Genomic DNA, 18952 nt, shown 5'->3' on the forward strand with positions numbered 1-18952 from the left:
CACGGTCGCCGGGCGTCGTCCGAGGGGGTTGGAGTGAGCGTGAGCAGGGGCGGGTCGGTCCACCGGCTGGTGGTGAGCGCTGACATCAAGGGTTCCGGGCGTCTCGGCCACCGGGCCAAACTCCGGGCGCGCCAGGGGATGTACGAGATCTTCGAGGCCGCCTTCGCCGCCGTGGGGGTGGGCGGCGACCAGGTGCACCTGGAGGACCGGGGCGACGGCGTGCTCGCCGCGCTGGCGCCCGAGGTGCCGCCGGCGGCGCTGGTCGGGCTCTGGCTCGAAGAGGTCCACCAGGGCGTGCGCGAGCACAACGAAGGGCTGAGCGAGCCGCTGCGGTTACGGATCGCCATGCACGGCGGGCCCGTCGGCGACGACGGCAGGGGGCTGGTGGGCCGGGCGGTCGACCTGGCGTGCCGGCTGTGCGACAGCGAGCCGGCGAAGGCGATCCTGGCGGCGGACGACGACGTGCACGTGGTCTTCGTGGCCTCCGACGTCCTCTACCACTCGGTGGTCGCCGAGGGCGGCAGGTTCGTGGAGCCGGAGCACTACCGGCCGATTCCGGTACGGGCCAAGGAGACGGACGAGGTCGCGTGGTTCCACGTACCGCGCCGGGCCGCGCCCCCCTGGCCGGCGGCCGCACCGCCCGAGCAGCCTGCCCCGACCGCGGCGCCCGGGGGCGGCCGGGGCAGGCACCGGGGGCGAAGTACTGGATCAACGTCAACGGCCACAACCAGATCGTGGACGGCGCGGAGGTGCACGGCGACATCGTCGGGGTGCGCGTGACCCGCGAGCGGGACGGCGGCGCGGAGGGGGCGGAGCGCGGTGAGTGAGGGCGGCAGCGGTTCCGGCACGGGCGGGCAGAGCGGGGGCGGCGGTGGCGGCGGGAGGAGCAACGGAAGCGGGGGCGGCGCGGGCGGCGGCGCGGGGCGCCACGCGGGCGGCGGAGGCGGCGGGCAGGGCCGCGGCGACGGCGGCGGACCGGGCGGCGGCTCCGGCGGCGGCTCCGACGAAGGTCTGCTGAGCGCCGCGCACTCCGGCCCCTTCACCGGCCGCGTGGAGGACGGCGCGTACGACGCCGCGCGGCAGGCCCGCGCCAACTTCGTGGACGTACAGGGCCGCAACGCCATCGTCGACGGCACCCGCGGCGACGTCCACCTCGGCGACCACCACCACTACACCACCCCCGCGCCGACATCCCGCGCCTGGTCACCGGCACCGTCCCCCGCGACGAACTCCGCCGCCTCCGGCTCGTCTTCGAAGAGCCCCCCGGCTATCCGGAGCTGCGCGGCATCCTGGAGCGGCAGCGCCTGATCGCCCTCTGCGGCGACACGGGCAGCGGCCGCGGCTACGCCGCGCTGTCGCTGCTCGACGAGGTCACCCGCGGCCAGGTCGAGCGGATGGACCCGCGCACCGAACTGGACCGGATCGCGGAGGCCGATCTGGCCGAGGGCCGCGGCTATCTGGTGCAGATCGCCGACCAGGTGCCGCTCGCCCCGCGGTGGCGTCCCGACGCCGACGACGGCGACCGGCCCGAGCGGGACGGCAGATGGGTCGCGGAGCGCCCCGCCGAGCTGCACCTCGACCGGCTCGGCGCGCTCCTCGCGCGGCGGGGCGCGTACGCGATCCTCGTCGTCGGCACCGACGCCTTCGGCGACGAACTGCTCCGGGGCCGCTACGGCCACCTCTTCCGTACGGCGTCGGCCGACGGCATGCTGCGCCGGCACCTCACCGCGCTCCTCGGCCACGCCGAGGAGGAACCGCTGGCCGAGGCGCTCGCCCTGGCGCGGCGGCCGGACGTCACCGAGGCGCTGGGGCTCGACCCGCTGCGGCCGCACGAGGTGGAGTCGCTGGCCCGGCTGCTCGTCGCGCGGCTGCGTGGGGAGTCCACCGACGACGAACTCCTCGCCGGGCTGCGCACCTTCGCCCCGTCCCAGGCCCGGTCGTGGTTCGCGTCCACCGGGCGGGCCGCGCCGCGGGGCCGTGACGCGGTCGCGGGCGCGCTGCGGCAGGCGGCGTTCCGTACGGCGGCGGCCGTCTACAACGGCTCGCCGTACAGCGTCGCGACCTCGGCCGCGGAGCAGTTGGCGTGGGAGTTCGCGCAGGCCGCGGAGCCGGGCCGGGAGCCGGGGCGGGTGCTCTTCGGCGACCACAGCAGGGCCCGGCTGGCGGCGGCGCGGGCCGAACTCTTCACCGGGGACGTGCTCTTCGCCGACGGGCGGCGGCTGGAGACCCGCAAGGTGCGGCTGCAGGGGGGCGCGCTCGCGCGGGCCGTCCTCGCGCACGTGTGGGAGGAACACCACAACGTCCGCGGGCCGCTCTGCCAGTGGCTCCGTACGCAGTGCGCGGACGAGCGGCCGGTGGTGTGGGTGCCGGCCGCGATCACCGCCGGGGCGCTGTGCACGCTGGACTTCGGGTACGCGCTCCAGGAGATCGTGTTCCCGCTGGCGTCCGACGAGTTCCTGCAGCAGCAGCTCGCCGCCGCGACGATGCTCGCCCAGGCGGCGGCGCTGAGCGAGCCGCTGCGCGTGGTGGTGCGGCACACCGTACGGGGGTGGGCGCGCGAGGACGACGACGCGCGGGCCGGCACGGCGGCCCTGGTGCACGGCTTCGGCACGGTGGCGGAGTCGGTGTCCGCCTCCCTCGACGAGCTGGGCCGCATGGCCGGCCGGCAGTACGAGGGCCCGGAGCCGTTCGGTCTCCGCTACGGCGCGCTCAGCGCCGCCCGGCTGCTCGCCGGCGCGGAACCGGAGACGGTGCTGAAGCGGCTCGGCGCCTGGATGGGCGACCGCCGCACCAGCCACCGCAACCTCGCGCTGATCACCGTCGACTACATGATCCTGCTGCACACCTCCCGGCTGTGGGGGCTCCAGGACACCCCCGCGCGCCGCGACCACGAGCGCTGGCCGCTCGTCGCCGCCCTGCTGGACGCGCATCCGGGGCTCACGCGGATGCTGGGGGACCTGGTGTGGTGCGGTCTCGACACGGCCAGGTCGCGGGAGCGGCTGGAGGACTCGCTCGCCGAGTGGATACGGAACGGGGACGAGGATCCGCACCTGCTGGACGTCCTGTGCGCGTTCCTGCCGCACGCCCTGTACCACGAGGACGACGCCGCGCGGCTGGGCAACCTCGTACGCCGCCTGGAGCGCGACCCCGACGAACCCGTGGCGCCCGCCACCGTACGCAGGCTGCGCGAAGCGATTGCCGGGCGGCGGGCCATGACCGCACGAACGAGCTGACCCGGCCCGCCGGACGAGACGAGGTATGCAGATGACCGTTCCGCCCCCAGCCGTCCCCGCCCCGCCGCCCGCGCCGGGCCCGCCGCCGATGCCCGCCGCACCGGGTCCGGCGCCCGCGCCGCCGCTCCCGCCGCCCCCGCCGGGCCGGCTGACGGGGCTGACCCCCGGCGCCCCGCAGGCGGGGACCCGCCCCGACCGGCCTGCCGCCGCCCAGCGGTTGGCCGGGCCCTTCCTGCGCGAGTACCGGCCGGAGTGGCCGTACAAGCATCCCAGCGCCCAGGTCGCGACCGTGCTCTACTACCGCGGCCGGCCGACGCAGACGGTGCACCCCGACGGCGGGGTGCGGTTCCTGCTGCGCTGGTGGTTCCCCCGCCCGTACACCGCCTTCGAGCTGCAACTCGGCTGGCACACCGTGTCGTTCAAGGCCGAGTTGCCCGCGGCGGAGAGCGGCAGGACCTTCCCCGCGGAGGTCGACGTGCGGTGGCAGGTGAGCAACCCGCAGCTCGTGGCGCGGTCGCAGGTCACCGATGTCGCCGCGCTGCTCGTACCGGAGCTGGAGCAGCGGCTGCGCGACGTCTCCCGCGGCTACTCCATCAACAGCGCGGAGGAGGTCCGCGACGCCGTGCGGGCGGAGCTGCGGACGCAGCCGCTGGGCAGCCAGTTCGGCCTGGACCTCGACGTGTTCGTCACCATCTCGGCCGACCGGCTGATCCAGGACCACGGCAAGAGCAGGGGGCGGGTCCTGCACCAGACCGACCTGGAACGGCTCAAGCACAGGCTGCGCCACCTCAGGGACGGCAACAAGCGCAAGCTGATCCGCGAGTGGGCCAACGACTTCCAGGAGGCGGTCGAGAGAGGCGACCACGTGCTGATGGCGCAGATGATGGCGCGCAACCCGAAGGACGTGGCGGAGATCCGGAAGATGTTCCGCAAGGAGCAGCGCAAGGAGTTCCAGGACGGCATGGAGCTGATGTCCCGGCTGATCGACGGCGGGCTCCTGGAACGCTGGGAGCTGGGGGACCAGGCCATGGTGGTCGTCGAGTTCCTGCGGTCCGGCACGCGGCACGTCACGTCGGACTCGCTGCCGCAGTTGACGGGCGGCGGTACGGGGACGGGGCCCAGCCTGTACTGGCAGGCACCGGCGGGCGACGACGGCGGGGAGGCCGCCGAGGCACCCGAGCGGGCCGGACCGGCCGGACCGGCCGAGGGGACCGACTGACCGGCCGGCGGAGAGACGAGACGGGAGGCGGGGACGATGCCGGCCCCGGACACCGCACCACAGCACCCGCCGTCCACGGCCCCTGCGGGGCGGCACCGCCGGACCCGCCGCCCGTCCCGGCGTGCGTGTCGCCGTCCGCCTCGCCGCCCGTCTCCCCGCTCTCCGAGCCGGGCCCCCGCTACGTCGCCGAACGGCTGCTCACCACCCTCCGCGAGGAGATCGCGCGGGCCGACACCAAGGCGGCGGTCCTCCTGTCGAGCAGCGTGGCCCTGCCCGCGCTCGCCCTCCCGGCCGTGCGCGCGGGCGTCGGCTCGGGCCCGGCGGGCGTGGCCGGGGTGGTGCTGTGGCTGGCGGGGATCGCGATGCTGGCCATCGTCACCCTGCCCCGTACCCGGCCGGGCCGCCCGCGCGCGGGCCCGTCGCCGACGGCGCTCCACCGCGGCACCCGGCGGGACGACGCGACGGCGGCGGTGCTCGCGGCGGGGCGGGACCCGGGGCGCTGGCTGCTGGAGCAGTCGTACGACCTGGGGGCGATCCTGGCGGCGAAGTACCGCTGGATACGGTGGGCGGTGGGGTGCCTGGTAGTGGGAGGAGCGGTGATCGCGGCGACGGCACTGCTCTGAGGATATTTATCACAGCACTGTTATATTAGCGCTGTGACATCTACGGACCCCACCAAGCTGCCGGACCCCTGGCAGTCCCTGCACACGCTCCTCGCCGGCCTCGACGCCGAGATCGAGCAGGTCTACGCCGACCGCGGCATCAAGGGCGTGCGCCCGCGCTTCGCGTATCCGCTCATCCGGCTCGCCCACACCGGGCCGCTGACCATCCGCGAGCTGGCGGAGTCGCTGCACCGCTCCCACTCCGCGGTGAGCCAGACCATCGCCGCCATGCGCAAGGAGGACCTGGTCACCTCCGAGCCGGGGCCCGACGCCCGTACCCGGCGGATCGAGCTGACCGAACGCGGCCGGTCGCTCGTCCCGTTCCTGGAGGCGGAGTGGCGCGCGACGCACGCGGCGGTCGCCGAGCTGAACGACACGCTGCCGTACGCGATGACCGCGGTGGTCGAGGACGTACGGGCGGCGCTGGCGGACCGGTCGATGCGCGAGCGCATCGAGGACCACCTCGCCGAGCCACCCCGATGAGCCGGCGCGTCCGCTTCCTCGACACCCGCCCGCTGCGCAGCAGTCCCCCGTACCGCGCCCTGTGGATCGGCACGTCGGCCTCCCAACTCGGCGCCCAGGTCACCCTCGTGGCCGTGCTCGCCCAGGTCTGGGACCTGACGGGCAGCCCCGTCGGCACCGGCGCCATCGGGCTGGCCACCGGCGTCCCGATGATCCTCTTCGGCCTCCTCGGCGGCACCCTGGCCGACACGGTGGACCGCCGCACGCTCGTACGGGCCACGACGGCGGGCCAGTTGCTGGCCGCGGGCGCCCTGTGCGCCCAGGCGCTGGCGGACAACAGGAACGTCGTCCTCCTGCTCGCGCTTGTCGCCCTCAGCACCGCCTTCTCCGCCCTCGGCGCCCCCGCCCGGCGCACCTTCCCGGTCCGCCTGCTGCCGGCCGACCAGGTCGCGGCGGGCCTGGCGCTGAACAACGTCTCCTTCCAGTTCGCCATGCTCGCGGGACCGGCGGCGGCCGGGCTGATCATCGCCCGCTGGGACCTCCCCGCCGCGTACGCCACCCAGGCCGCCGCGATCGCCGTCGCGACGGCCGCGGTCCTCCGCCTGCCCCCGATGCGCCCCGAGGGTGTACGGGAGAAGGGCGGCAGACGCCGGGCGGAACGCGGCGGCTGGCGCATCGTCCTGCACCGCCACACGCTGTGGGGCTCGCTGGCCACCGATCTGTCCGCCACGCTCCTCGCGATGCCCGTCGCGCTCTTCCCGCTCGTCAACGAGGTCCGCTTCGACGGCGATCCGCAGACCCTCGGCCTCTTCCTCTCCGCCGTCGCGGTCGGCGGCATCACGGCGGGGCTGCTCTCCGGCACCGTCACCCGCGTCCGCCGCGGCGGCCTGGTCCAGTTGACCGCGGCCGCGGTCTGGGGCGCGGCCCTCGCCTGCTTCGGCCTGGCCGGACCCCTCTGGCTGGCCCTCGCCTGCCTCGCCGTGGCGGGCGCCGCCGACACGGTCTCGGTCGTCACCCGCAGCGCCCTGGTCCAGCTCGAAACCCCGGACGCCTACCGCGGCCGGGTCTCGTCGGTGGAACACGTCATCGGCGTGGCGGGACCCGAACTCGGCAACTTCCGCGGCGGCCTCGTCGCCTCCGCCACCTCGGCGACGGTCTCCCTGGTCACGGGCGGCCTGGCGGCGGTGGCGGTCATAGCGGCGATAGCCGCCGCCAACACCCCCCTCAGGGCCTACCGCACCCCGCAGCCGGAAGCACAGCCCCTGCCCGCGCCCTCGGCCGCCGCCGAGCCGGCCTCCTGACCACGCAGAAGGGGTGGGCGGCACCGAACGCCGCGCCCGGGGCCGCGCGTGACGGTGCTCAGGAGCGGCGCTCCGCGGCGGCCTCGACGATCTCGTCCAGGCGGGCGAGGGCGGCGGTGTACTCGTCTATCCGCTGCCTGATCCGGGCCCGTTCGGCGTCGAGCATGGCGCGCTGCTCGCCGGTCGTGGTGCCGGTGTCGATGCAGGGGAGCAGCTCGGCGATGCGGCGGCTGGGCAGCCCGGCCGCGTAGAGCTGCTGGAAGAAGCGGACCCGGTCGACGGCATCGTCGGCGTACTCGCGCTGCCCGCCGGGGCTGCGGGCGGGCGTGAGCAGCCCCTGCTCCTCGTAGTAGCGCAGCGCCCGGACGCTCACCCCGGAGCGCCTGGCGACCTCTCCGATACGCACGGGCACCTCTCTCCGGCGCAGGACTTGCACCTGACGTCAACGGTAGGTCTTAGCGTACCGGCATGACCACCACGCACACCCACCCCTCCCCCGGCCTCCGCCTCGACGGCTCGGTCGCCCTGGTGACCGGCGCCAACCGCGGCCTGGGCCGCCTCTTCGCCCAGCAACTCCTGGAGCGCGGCGCCACCCGCGTCTACGCGGCGGCCAGGCGCCCGGAGTCGGTCGACCTCCCCGGCGCCGTACCGCTGCGGCTGGACGTCACCGACCCCGCCCAGGCGGCGGCAGCCGCCGACGCGGCGGGCGACGTGACGCTCGTCGTGAACAACGCGGGAGTCAGCCACTGGACCGACCTCGTCACCGGCGACCTCGCCGCCGTACGCGCGGAGATGGAGACGAACTTCTGGGGCACCCTCAACGTCGTACGCGCCTTCGCCCCGGCCCTGGCGGCCAACGGCGGCGGCGCGATCCTCAACGTCCTGTCCGCACAGTCCTGGTTCGCCTACCCGGGCACCAACGGCTACCACGCCTCCAAGGCCGCCCAGTGGGCCCTGACGAACGCCGTCCGCATGGAACTGGCGGCACAGAACACCCTGGTCACCGCCCTCCATCTCGGCGCGGTGGACACCGACTTCAGCGCCGCCTACACGGGCCCGAAGGGCGACCCCGCCCTAGTCGCCCGCGCCGGCCTGGACGGCATCGAGGCAGGCGCGGCGGAAGTCCTGGCCGACGACTGGAGCACCCACGTCAAGAGATCCCTGGCCGAGGACCCCACCCGCCTCTACGAGGAGATCCGCGCCGGCGTCGTCTGACCGGCCCGCGGGTAGGAACAGTCCGGTCGGATCCCCGTGTGCTGGAGGCCGGATGCGTGCAGGAGTCGTGGTCGCCGCGCACCCCGGGGTGGAGCAGCTCGCCGTACGGGCCGAGGAGTCGGGCCTGGACAGCTTCTGGGTCTACGACACCCCGATGGTCCACGGCGACCCCTTCGTCGCCCTGAGTCTCTGCGCGCGGGCCACCCGCCGCATCAGGCTCGGTATCGGCGTCACCTCGCCGGCGCTGCGTTCGGCCCCGGCGGCGGCGAGCGCGTTCGCCAGCCTCAACGCCCTGGCGCCGGGCCGGATCATCTGCGGGGTCGGCACAGGCAACACGGCCAGGCGCACCCTGGGCATGCAGCCCACCAGGGCGGCGGAGCTGGAGGACTTCGTCGCCGCGCTCCAGGACCTGTGCGCCGGACGCCCGGCCGCGTACCGCGAAGGAGACCGGGCCGGCGACATCCGGTTCCTGCACACCGGGGCGCACGTGAACACCACCGACCCGATCGAGTTCGTCGTGGCCGCGCTACGCGGTCCCAAGGCGGCCGCCGTCGCGGGCCGCCGCGGCACCGGCCTCATCTCCTTCGGCCTGCTCGACCCCGCCGCCTGGCGGGCGCTGCACGCCGCCCGCCGCGACGCCTCCGCCCGCGAACCGGGCCCCTCCGGGGACTCGTACCTGATCACCGCGCTCCACGTACTCGACGAGGACGAGGACCCCGCCGGTGACGCGGCCCGGGACGCGACCGGCCACCTCGTCATGTCGCTGCTGGCCTTCGCCGCCGACACACCGGGCGTCGCCGACCACCTCGGCCCGGACGAACGCGAGGCGGTACGCCGCCTCCTGCACCGCCGCGGCACCACCGCCACCGCGCCGGACCGGTACACCAGGCTCTACCCCGGCTACCTCTGCCGCATCGCACCGCGGGACCGGGACCTGATCCTGCCCTCGCTCATGCACGCCCTGACCCTCGTCGGCACCCGCGACGACCTCCGCGCCCGCATCACAGCCCTGGAACAGGCGGGCGTCGACGAACTCCTCATCCAGCCGGTGATCGACCCGCCCACGGAGATGACCCGACTCGCCCTGCTCCTCGCCTGAGGAGAAAAAGGCCAGGTCACAGCGGTATGGCAACGGTGCCGACGCCGGGAGGGGTGCACCGTCCGGGCGAATTTGCCCGAGGGGCAACGCGCGGTCGCACGCACCGGCCGCAGCACCACTTTTAACTTTGTGCGCATGAGAATTAACATTCTGTCACCATGGGTACGGCGGCTGTCCGCGCTGGCAGCCGCCGTGGCCCTCTCCACGACGGCCGCGGCGGGCGCCGCCCCGCCGGACGGGACGTTCCTCGACCGTCTGCACACCGTGCGCCCGGTCGCCTCGACGGTCCCCGCGAACGGCGACCTGAACCCCTACGGCACGGCGGTGGTCCCGCGCGACAACGGGAAACTCCGCCGGGGCAACGTGCTGGTCAGCAACTTCAACAACAGCCAGAACCAGCAGGGCACAGGCACCACCCTGGTCCAGATCAGCCCGCGGGGCACCGCCAGCCTCTTCGCCCAGATCGACCCGGCCGGCCTGCCCGGCCCCTGCCCCGGCGGCGTCGGACTCACCACCGCCCTGAGCATCCTGCCCGGCGGCTGGGTGGTCGTCGGCAGCCTGCCGACCACCGACGGCACGTCCGGCACCGCCCGCGCGGGTTGCCTGCTGGTCCTCGACAGCCACGGCAAGGTCCGCGAGACGTTCGCCGGCGGCGGCATCAACGGCCCGTGGGACATGACCGCCACGAGCTACGGCAACCGCACCGACCTCTTCGTCACCAACGTGCTCAACGGCACGGTGGCGGGCGGCGGCAACGAAGTGGACGGGGGCACCGTCCTGCGCATCACCCTGAGGCGCTACGGCAACGAGCCGCCGCAGCGGGTGCGGACCACCACGATCGGCTCGGGCTTCGCCCAGAAGACCGACCCCGATGCCCTGGTGATCGGCCCGACGGGCGTCGGCCTCGCCAGAGACGGCTCGCTCTACGTCGCGGACACGGTCAAGAACCGGATCACCGTCATCCCCCGCGCCCTGTTCCGCCATTCCAGCGCCGGCACCGGCCGGGTCGTCACCAGCGGCGGCCGGCTCAACGGCCCCCTGGGCCTGGCCATCGCCCCCAACGGCCACATCCTCACCGTCAACGGCGGCGACGGCGACATCGTCGAGACCACCCCGGAGGGCCGCCAGGTGGCCCACCGCCAACTCGACAACAGCGGGGACCCACCCGGCGCGGGCGCACTGTTCGGCCTGGCGGTGGACCTGGACGGCGACGCGTTGTACTTCGTCGACGACGCCACCAACACCCTCAACGTCCTGGAGTAACCCCCACACCCCCAGAGGCCCCGGCCCCCCCGTCCGGGGCCTCTCCCTTGCACCCACTTCGCCGATGACGCCAAAAACCCCAGCTCAGAGAGATTCTGAGCCGGGGTTCGGTGGAGCCGCCTAAGGGAATCGAACCCTTGACCTACGCATTACGAGGGCCCGCAGGATCGTGACGGATGGCTCTGGGTGGTGTTCGGCGGTCTGATTTCTGCTGGTCAGCAACGTTCGACCCTGACAGCCGATCCATCGTGCGGCGGCCTGTGCCACACCATCCGCTCACGCATCGCGCACGCAGGCAGGGGACTTGCCCAACGCAGACGGCGGCCCCGCACCAGCATCGTCACCGTGGGCGAGCACCGACAGGCGCGAGGAAAACAGCAGGCTTCGGGCGGGGTACCGATGCCATCCTATGCTGGTGGACGTATCCCTCCCCGACCAACTAGGCGCAGTCGAACGAGAGTCCTGTGCCGCTGTGCGAGCAGTGATCCGAAAGCTGAAACTCTCCGCGCCTCCTGACCAGATCACGGGACAGCAGGATGTTGCCTTTGTGCCCGTGACCCACGCACAATGGAAATCAGTGTTGAGGGACGCCGATTTGCCCGGGCTTCAGCGGGAGACCGACGAGCTGGTTGCGGAGATCCTGCGCCTGCGGACCGCTTCTGGCCGGACCGTCGGGAAGCAGCTTCCAGAGCTGTTACGGCGTCTCCGTGCATCGGTTGTCGCTTTAAGCTCTGTCACAGAGGAGGTGTCCCGGTTCGGTCCGTCCCGCACCAGCGTGGCCGAGCAACGGTTGGCGACTGACCTGGCGCAAGCGAATCGAGGCCAGGCTCAGGCGCTGTTCGCCTCCCTGGAACAGGGATGGGCGGAGCCCGCTTGGTCTGCGGCACGTAGGTATGCTCTCGCGGCCCAAGCGGCCGGGCGAACTCTGGAGGCTGCCGCCAGGACTGATCACGCCGACCTTCCTGACGAGGACGTCTACCAGCGAACCCTCGGCATATCGGCCGAGCAACTGCGTCCCGGGTCGGGTGTGGCGTCACGGGCCCGCCTACTGGCCGCTTGGGCGGAAGCCCCGAAGACACTCGATCGTCGGCTGCGCCGGAGCATGAGACATCTGATCGATGACTCGCTACCACTAACGGTGATACTTCTCCACCACCTTGCTGTCGTCGCGTTGTCCGATCGCCCCTTGGTGACGCACCGCGCTGCCCTCCTGGGACGTGATCTGGTGACGTCCCAGCTGAAGTCCAAACCGGAACTGACATGCTCAGTGATTGCACGACACGTCGCTCGAGAACCGGAGATGCTGTCCTCCCATCGCGGACAGATCGCCTACCTTGACGCTTACTACCAGGAGGAATACCAGGAAGAAAAGGCGCGGGCGGTCATGGACCTGCACCGCGCCGTACTGGAAGCAGACGTCAAGCGCACGGCTGTTGTGGTACTGGAACTGCTGGGAAGGACGGTTCCGCAGGGGGCCCCGCTCGCCACCGTCCGGGATCTGCTGGCAGCTGAAGACAGTCAGCCGCTGTGCAAGTTCCTTGCTTCGACGATCCGCTCTGAGTGGCGCAACGCGAACGCACACGAGGACTTCCGCTGGGACCCCGTCAACAGCACACTCCTCTTGGGCGGACGACCAGCCGATCTTGAAGAGGTACTGGACGCAGCGCTCCGCGCTCGCGCCATTTGCCGCGGGTTCGAGCACGGGGTCGCCGTGGCCTACGCACAGAACGCATCACTGGTCATCCGGGGCGCGGAAGACTCGAACTACGTCGGCCGAGACCTCTCCATACTCCAGGCAGCTGGAGAAGCCAGATTCCCGGTGCTGGACATCCGACGCCATGGCAGTCTCGTGCGGCTGGACGTGCCAGACGTCTCCGTTGAGAGCCTGAGAGAGGCGTTTCGCGCGATCCTCATGGCCGCCATCGCGGACCCCAGCGTCGAGCGCTGGGAACTACGTCAGACCTCTCCCGACCGGCCGCTGCTGCACGTGGACCGTACGGGAACACATGCCGGGCTCCAGGTCGCGGAGCCCCTTTGGGACGCCGCCGACCCCCTGCCTTTCGCCGCTCTCCCCCTGCTGGCAAACGCCATGACCAATGCGGGAGAGCCCGCCGAGACAACAGCGTCGACGGTTCTCTGCCTGGCAGCTGCCCACGTGCTCGGAGAACGAGACCGCTTGTCGCCTACCCTGGCACACGGGGATCCAGCCGCCAAGGACGAGTTGATCAGCACCACGAAGCTGATCAGCGACGGGGCCAAGGCGGCAGCACGCCTGCTTGAGGGCCCAACCCGCCGCAAGTTGACGGCCTTCGCTGAAGTCCTCGCCGGAGAATGCCACCGGTTGAACAGCGCTCCGCCCGTCGCACTCGTCCACGAGTTCGTGCCGGCGTATCGGGCCCTGCGCAGGCATGGGCCAGCTCGCCTCCCATGGATCACGGGGCTGCACGACTCTGCCGTCTGAGATCCCCGACACGGTCAAGCCCGGATCACGCTTCAGAATCCAACGCGCCGACGAGATGGCCGGCAGGCTGATCACCCGGGCCAGGAATCAGGACTTCTTGGCGTCCTTCGTCGTAGTACGAGGGTTCGGAACAGAGTCCTGGGCCGCCACCTTCCCTTTTCCGTCCAGCCCGAGGGACTGCTTGATGTTCTCGAAGTCGACGACCGGGGTGCCGATCCTGGCCACCGTGTGCCCGTGCGAGGTCAGCATGGCCTCGGCGAACGGGCTGTCCAGCGTGGCGACTCGGGTCCACGAGCGGACCTCTGCCAACGGAACAGACTGCACGATCTCGAAGTCGACCAGGAGGTCCGGGATGTCGAGGTACTTGGGCAGAATCCGGTAACGGGCGTTGTTGTCGCGGAACATCTCCAGAGCCGCGTTCCGCTCCCGGCTCCCCTTGGCGGGGGATCCGGCCTTCTTCCAACGAGCGATCAAGGGTGCTTCGCTCAACGGAACCGCCTTGGCGAGACGTACGTACTCGGCCTTGGCCGCGCGATTGCCGCCGCCGGGCAGGTCCTCGTAGAGGTCGCACGCAGGGGTGAGGACGAGCCACCAGCCGTCCTGGGGGTTCCGCAGAACGTCTGCAGCGGTCACGTGCCTCGTGACCGGCGGCATCAGGTACATCCGGGCGGTCGACGCGTGTCCCATCACTCGGTCCTCGGAGGAACCGAGCGCGGCTCCGAGGGCCTCGGCCGCATTCTCCTTCAGCCAGGCCGCCAGGCGGTGCACGAGGACGGGGGCGATCTGGCTACGGTCGACAGCCCCGAGCCGGTCCCAGTTCGGGGCGATCTCGTCCCGCAGGAATCCGCGTACGTGCTCGTCCACGAGAGCGGTGATGTGCCGGGTGAGGACCGGGACACCGGACTCAAGCCCCTCCCGTATCGCGGTGACGGCGTCGTCCAGTCGGTTCTTCGGCACCACCTGGATGAGCGGTGGCTGCGCCAGGTCGCTCACCTGCTCCGCGAGGCCGGTGCAGAAGACGACCGGCACCCAGCGAGTCTTGGCGATCCGGTCGTACAGCTCACGGCCCTGCAGGTTGGGGTGCGCGGCGGAGCCGCGCCGTGTCGCGTCCCGGACATCCAGAACAACCAGATCGAACGCTTGGGTCTCCAGAAGGCGTTCAGCTTCGTCGAAGTCGTTCTCTACATGGATGTGGAGCGTTCCGAGGTCCGAGAGCTCCTCCAAGAGCATCTCGGACAGTTCCTCCGCGATGTCCACCTCGTCCTCGACGATCAAGACTCGGTACACCGCGCCCCCCTCCGTCACCCAACTCTCCTTCGCAGTCTTGCCCTGAACGTGGCTCCGGCGAGGGGCCCTGGCGTCACCAGGGACAGATCGCCGTCGTAGAAGTCCTTCACGACACTGCCGGCGATACTGAGGCCCAGCCCGATGCCGTCCTCCTTGTCGCTGAAGTACGTGTCGAAGATCATCTCTTGGATCTCCTCACGCACTCCGGGGCCGCTGTCGCTCACGTCGATGTCGACCTCGTCCTCGGACGTCCGCCTCGTCTCGATGAGGATGGCGCGCTCCTTCCCCTCGGGCAGGTTGGAGAGCCAGTAGATCGAGTTCCCCACGAGGTTGTGGACCACCTGGGAGATGTCACCGGGGTCAGCCGTCACTGTCACGTCCTCGCCGCTGACGGTGACGGTGATGCCGTGCTTCTCCAGCGTGCCCTCGTGGACCGCGACGGCCTCGTCGATCGCGGCTTGAAGGGACAGGGCGCGGGGGCGGCCCCGCCGCCGGCCGCTCAGCGGTTCGACGCGAGTGAAGAGCCGGTCCAGAGCCTGTTCCTGCGCGGTGAGGTCGACGTGCATCTTCGTGAGAGCGGAGGCGAGCTGTTCGTCCTCGTCGCGCTTGCGGCCTGCCAGCTTGTTCAGCCGGCGGAGGACGTAGGCGATCCGCGTCAGTGCCGTTCGACCGTCGTGCAGTACGACGTCGACCAGCGCTCCGAGAGTCGCGAGGCGGGAGAACTGCGAGAGGACCTCCTGGACCTTCTCGACGCTCTCGTCGATCGTTTCCTGAGCCTCCTCCAGCGCGCGGCTCAACTCGGTGTCGTCCGGGTACTTCGCGTTGAGAACGTCCCGGACGGGCGAGAGGCTGAAGTTCTGGAACAGACCGTGGCGGTCGCTTCCGGCACCGGAGGGGGTGTCAACCGTGATCGGACCCGACTTGCGGCCTTCTCCCTGCGGGCGGCGCAGCCCGTAGCGCCAGGTCTCGAGGCGGCTCACGGCCTGGGTCAGAACACCCTTCAGGTCCTCGTACTCGGGCGAGTCGATGAGCCCTTCCCGGTGCGACCGGTCCCGAAGCCCGGGGTTGCCGTCCGCCGATATGTACACGAAGCCCGCGACCTGGTTGTTGGAGAACCGCATGGTGGGGTTGTTCACACGACGGAGGTCGAAGCCCAGCCAGTCGAAGTCGACCTCTCCGAAGGGCTGCACCCGGAAGCCATCCCGGTAGAGGGCGACGCCGCTGTTGTCCTTGATCAGCTTACGGACCTCGGTGATGTTGCGGGCCCCGAGGTCGATGTTGAGCATCTCCTTGAGGGATGCCGAGTCGAGGTCCCAGGTACGGAGGTCGAGCTTCAGGGGGCCGCACTTGGGTGCCTTCCCGTGCGACGGGAAGAGGTGCTGGTTCAGGGTCTCCGACAGCCCGGACGTTAGGTTGGTCATGGTCAGGTCGGCGAGACCGTTTTCGTCGATGGCCCCTATGAGGCGGTAGTGCGGATGCGCCAGAGCTTCGCTGGCCCCGACGAAACCCGTGTGGTGGTCCAATGGCCCAGCCGGAAGCGAGAGGTAGATCGCGAACTCCGGCTGGTCGGGTACCTCCAGCTCCACAGGCGGAGGAGGGGGAAGGAGTCGGGACAGGGACCGCTTCAGGCTCTCCACCGACTCGGCCCCCCAGTCCTGCCGAAGCCCTTCGAGTCGGACGAGGGTGCCGTGAGAGCCCATCCAGGCGGACTGTTTCTCGCTTGTGCGGAAAGCACTTGTCACCTCGTCGAAGAGGCGTCGTGCTTCGCCGTTGTCTGCGAACACCTCGGGAGCGCCCACGTTCCACTGGACCGGTACCTGGTCGAGGTAGGCGTTTTCGGCAGCGAAGTCGCTCCAGTCGAGCCGGATGTTCACCTCGGGGCCGCCGGCCTTGCGGCTCCAGATCGCGGTCACGGCGCCGAGGCGGGCTGCGGAGAAGCGCCCGATCCCCTTTGCACCAAGAACCCTTCGCCCGAACTCCTCACTGCGTGGGGCACGGTGCCGGAACGGTGTGGCAATCTCCATCCAGGTGTCCCGGACGGTTTCGGGGGACATACCGTGCCCGTCGTCCCACACCTCGATGGAACCGTAGCCCTCCTCCAGCGGCCCGTTGAACCTGATCACAACCAGGTTCGCATCGGCGTCGTAGGCGTTCTTGACCAGCTCGGTGAGCGCCACCCGCTCGTTGCTGATCAGTTCCTCACCGAGTGTGCTCATCAGGCGCGCACGGGGACGTAGGAACGTCTGTGTGTTCTCGGAGTCCACGCTCGCCCCTCTGACCGCTCGCACCCGCACCCCGCCCGAGGAGTGCCAACTACGATCTTAACGGCGGGGAGGGCTCCGGAGACGCTGCTCAGGAGATTTGGGCAGCACGTGTGCCGGGACGGGGGTTCAAGGTGGCCACAGCACCCGACGCCCGACGAACGGGGCAGAGCCCGTGATCGAACGTGTCTTCTGGTCCGGGGGTTCGTTGAGACAGATGACGTTCGTGGACGTATCGCAACCGGAACAGGGTGGTCTCGAGGAGCAGCCCAGGCGGTGTCCTCTAACATGGGGTGGCTCAGAGTAGAACACTGCATCAAGTTACCAATGGGTAGGTGAGTGGACAGCGGTGTTCACCAGGCAGGTCACCCGCGTGACAGACGAGGCTTTACGGCGGCGTAGACCGGCCGGAAGCCTTGCCTTCGCAGCGTCGTGCGTGATCTCCTGGAGGTCGTTCAGGTCGTCAGGTACGGAGGAGTGGGTCGTGGCGAAGGAGAAGGGGGCAAAAAACACGTATGGCGTGCCCCTGGAGCGGAGCGACTACCTCAAACTGGACAAGCACAGGCACCACTGTGAGCCGGACGACTTCAGGAAATGGGTCCAGTCCGGCTACGGAAAGGGTAAACGCCTAGCTGTCGACCTCTTCTCGGGCGCCGGCGGACTGAGCCTGGGCCTTGAACGAGCCGGATGGACCACCGCTGCGGCCGTGGACTTCGACGAGCGGGCTCGCGAGACGCATGCAGCGAACTTTCCGGGAATGAGTCTTTGTGTCGACCTCGGCGATGACGACCAGCGAGGCGAATTCGTCCAGCGAATCCTGGACTCCGGAGCCGATATCGACATTGTGGCGGGAGGCCCCCCCTGCCAGCCGTTCAGTCGTGCCGGACGCAGCAAGATCCGGCACTTGGTCGAGTACCACAACCGCGACCCGCACGATCTGCGTAAGGAACTCTGGCGCGCCTACGTCGATGTGGTGGAGCGGCTCCTTCCACGTGCCGTCCTCATGGAGAACGTCCCTGATATGGGGCTCGGCGATGACTTCAGCGTGATCCGCATCATCGAGGCACAGCTGGAGAGTCTTGGGTACGTGACCCAGGTGCGTCTCGTCGATGCGTGGAACTATCGCGTGCCGCAGCACAGGAAGCGTCTGATCCTCCTCGCACGGAGAGACGGTGGCGGCTTCGTGTGGGGCAAGCCGAAGAAACAGACCACCCTTCGGGATGCCATCGGTGACCTTCCTGCACTCAATCCGGAGGCTTTGAAAGCGGTAGGTGCCCGAGTCGGCGACTACGACGAGGAGCAGGAGCCGAAGCCCTCTTCCTTCGCCAAAGAAATGCGCAGAAGAGCGGACAAGGGTGTAATTCACGACCACATGACGCGGCGGGTTCGTAAGGACGACTTCAGGATCTTCACGGTCATGGATTCCAAAACCCTCTACTCCGAGCTTGAAGAGAAACTGGAAGAGGACGAGAAGGATTTCCAGAGGTACGACGCGGAGCAATTCACCGACAAGTACAAGAAGCTGGACTGGAAGGAACTGAGCCGCACCATCACAGCGCACATCGCCAAGGACGGCTACTGGTACATCCATCCTGAAGAGGCGCGAACGCTGACCGTGCGTGAAGCCGCAAGGATCCAGACCTTCCCCGACCGCTTTCGGTTCTCGGGTACGCGGAGCGACGCCTTCCGCCAGATCGGCAACGCAGTTCCCCCGCTGTTGGGCGAAGCCGCGGCCCGGGTTCTCCTACCGCAAGATGTTCCCGCTGGGGACGAGGCCGCGGACAAGTGGCCGAAGGTACGCGAGGAATTGACCCGCTGGGCCAAGGAGCAGCGGGCGGGCAAGCAGTGGCACCAGTTCCCCGGTGGCCGGAAGATGAAGCCGCTCGGGGCTCTCGTCATGGCGGTGCTCTCAGGAAGCAAGCTGCACCCGAAGCAGCTCTCCGACGTGATGGACGAGGTCGCTGGGCACAGGGAACTGACGCAGGACGTCTATCTCGCCCTCGTGAACGCAGCGCCGACAACAGCACTCCGCAAGCGTCTGGAGGGCAGGCTCAGTCCGGTCGTCGACAAGCCCGAGGTCTGGGTGAACGCAGATTCGGTTCTTGATCACAGCAAGGTGATGGGGCTCAAGCCGGCTGAGCTCGCGTTGTTCAGGCTGCTGGCCGGCGGCGACATAATGCTGGTCGGCCAGAGTGCGTTGCGGGTGGCTGCGAGGGTGCAGCAGAACGAATCGCACCTGACCAACCGACTGACCGAGGGTCGGCTCAACCTCATCAAGCTTCTCGGCGCCGGCCGGAACGCACCGGTGCGCATGGCCGCCATCAGGTTCATCGGCGAGAACCTTTGTCGTGACAAGCAGCCCGTCTGTGGAAGCTGCCCGCTGAGCAACTACTGCCCGACCCGTCCGCAGGAGGACGAGGGAACCGAAGCCACCTTGGATGTTGCGGTAACCACAGGCTGACAGGGCCCTGCCGGGAGAACCGGGACGC

The 18952-nt window shown here is 70.3% G+C and carries 15 protein-coding genes; 12 read left to right on the forward strand and 3 right to left on the reverse strand.

All coding sequences use genetic code 11. The features are described 5' to 3' along the window. The first annotated feature begins 33 nt into the window (after window positions 1-33). The 7 genes from DMB38_RS36120 (at window position 34) to DMB38_RS15040 (ending at window position 6877) form a co-directional block, all read left to right on the forward strand. Window positions 34-780: a hypothetical protein gene (locus DMB38_RS36120; protein WP_164716005.1), complete on the forward strand. Its 747-nt coding sequence runs from the start codon at window positions 34-36 to the stop codon at window positions 778-780. A 39-nt stretch (window positions 781-819) separates the two neighbouring features. Beyond that, entirely contained in the window at window positions 820-1308 is a 489-nt protein-coding gene (locus DMB38_RS36125) for a hypothetical protein (protein WP_164716007.1), read from the forward strand. Between the two features lie 86 nt (window positions 1309-1394). After that, on the forward strand, window positions 1395-3233 hold the full coding sequence (locus DMB38_RS15015) for a hypothetical protein (RefSeq protein ID WP_125935620.1): 1839 nt from the start codon (window positions 1395-1397) through the stop codon (window positions 3231-3233). A 31-nt stretch (window positions 3234-3264) separates the two neighbouring features. Continuing rightward, window positions 3265-4452, forward strand: coding sequence for a hypothetical protein (locus DMB38_RS15025; protein ID WP_164716009.1), 1188 nt, complete (start codon window positions 3265-3267; stop codon window positions 4450-4452). A 125-nt stretch (window positions 4453-4577) separates the two neighbouring features. Next, window positions 4578-5075, forward strand: a complete 498-nt coding sequence (locus tag DMB38_RS15030; protein WP_125935622.1) for a Pycsar system effector family protein — start codon at window positions 4578-4580, stop codon at window positions 5073-5075. 33 nt (window positions 5076-5108) lie between these two features. Further along, window positions 5109-5597, forward strand: coding sequence for a MarR family transcriptional regulator (locus tag DMB38_RS15035; RefSeq protein WP_125935623.1), 489 nt, complete (start codon window positions 5109-5111; stop codon window positions 5595-5597). Further along, on the forward strand, window positions 5594-6877 hold the full coding sequence (locus DMB38_RS15040) for an MFS transporter (RefSeq protein ID WP_125935624.1): 1284 nt from the start codon (window positions 5594-5596) through the stop codon (window positions 6875-6877). The genes DMB38_RS15035 and DMB38_RS15040 overlap by 4 nt, the downstream gene beginning before the upstream one ends. A 58-nt stretch (window positions 6878-6935) precedes the next feature. Here DMB38_RS15040 and DMB38_RS15045 read toward each other — a convergent pair whose 3' ends face one another. Then, window positions 6936-7283 (reverse strand): MerR family transcriptional regulator, encoded by a 348-nt coding sequence (locus tag DMB38_RS15045; RefSeq protein ID WP_125935625.1) that lies wholly within the window; start codon window positions 7281-7283, stop codon window positions 6936-6938. Window positions 7284-7345: 62 nt separating this feature from the next. On the opposite strand from DMB38_RS15045, the gene DMB38_RS15050 reads away from it, so the two are divergent. The 4 genes from DMB38_RS15050 (at window position 7346) to DMB38_RS15065 (ending at window position 12915) form a co-directional block, all read left to right on the forward strand. Further along, window positions 7346-8092 carry an SDR family oxidoreductase gene (locus tag DMB38_RS15050; RefSeq protein WP_125935626.1) on the forward strand — a complete coding sequence of 249 codons (747 nt, stop codon included), beginning with the start codon at window positions 7346-7348 and terminating at the stop codon, window positions 8090-8092. A 52-nt stretch (window positions 8093-8144) separates the two neighbouring features. Beyond that, a complete protein-coding gene (locus DMB38_RS15055; protein ID WP_125935627.1) occupies window positions 8145-9191 on the forward strand; it encodes an LLM class flavin-dependent oxidoreductase in 1047 nt (348 codons plus the stop codon). 135 nt (window positions 9192-9326) lie between these two features. After that, window positions 9327-10454 carry a hypothetical protein gene (locus DMB38_RS15060; RefSeq protein ID WP_240662245.1) on the forward strand — a complete coding sequence of 376 codons (1128 nt, stop codon included), beginning with the start codon at window positions 9327-9329 and terminating at the stop codon, window positions 10452-10454. Between the two features lie 415 nt (window positions 10455-10869). Then, window positions 10870-12915, forward strand: coding sequence for a hypothetical protein (locus DMB38_RS15065; protein ID WP_125935628.1), 2046 nt, complete (start codon window positions 10870-10872; stop codon window positions 12913-12915). 87 nt (window positions 12916-13002) lie between these two features. Here DMB38_RS15065 and DMB38_RS15070 read toward each other — a convergent pair whose 3' ends face one another. Further along, on the reverse strand, window positions 13003-14220 hold the full coding sequence (locus tag DMB38_RS15070) for a response regulator (RefSeq protein WP_125935629.1): 1218 nt from the start codon (window positions 14218-14220) through the stop codon (window positions 13003-13005). Continuing rightward, window positions 14217-16466 (reverse strand): sensor histidine kinase, encoded by a 2250-nt coding sequence (locus tag DMB38_RS15075; protein WP_125935630.1) that lies wholly within the window; start codon window positions 16464-16466, stop codon window positions 14217-14219. Before DMB38_RS15075 ends, DMB38_RS15070 begins: the two co-directional genes overlap by 4 nt. Window positions 16467-16947: 481 nt before the next feature. Here DMB38_RS15075 and DMB38_RS15080 point away from each other — a divergent pair, with 481 nt between their 5' ends. After that, a complete protein-coding gene (locus DMB38_RS15080) occupies window positions 16948-18924 on the forward strand; it encodes a DNA cytosine methyltransferase (RefSeq protein ID WP_240662247.1) in 1977 nt (658 codons plus the stop codon). The last annotated feature ends 28 nt before the right edge of the window (window positions 18925-18952 follow it).

The sequence above is a fragment of the Streptomyces sp. WAC 06738 genome, assembly GCF_003945505.1.
Taxonomy (GTDB): Bacteria; Actinomycetota; Actinomycetes; order Streptomycetales; family Streptomycetaceae; genus Streptomyces.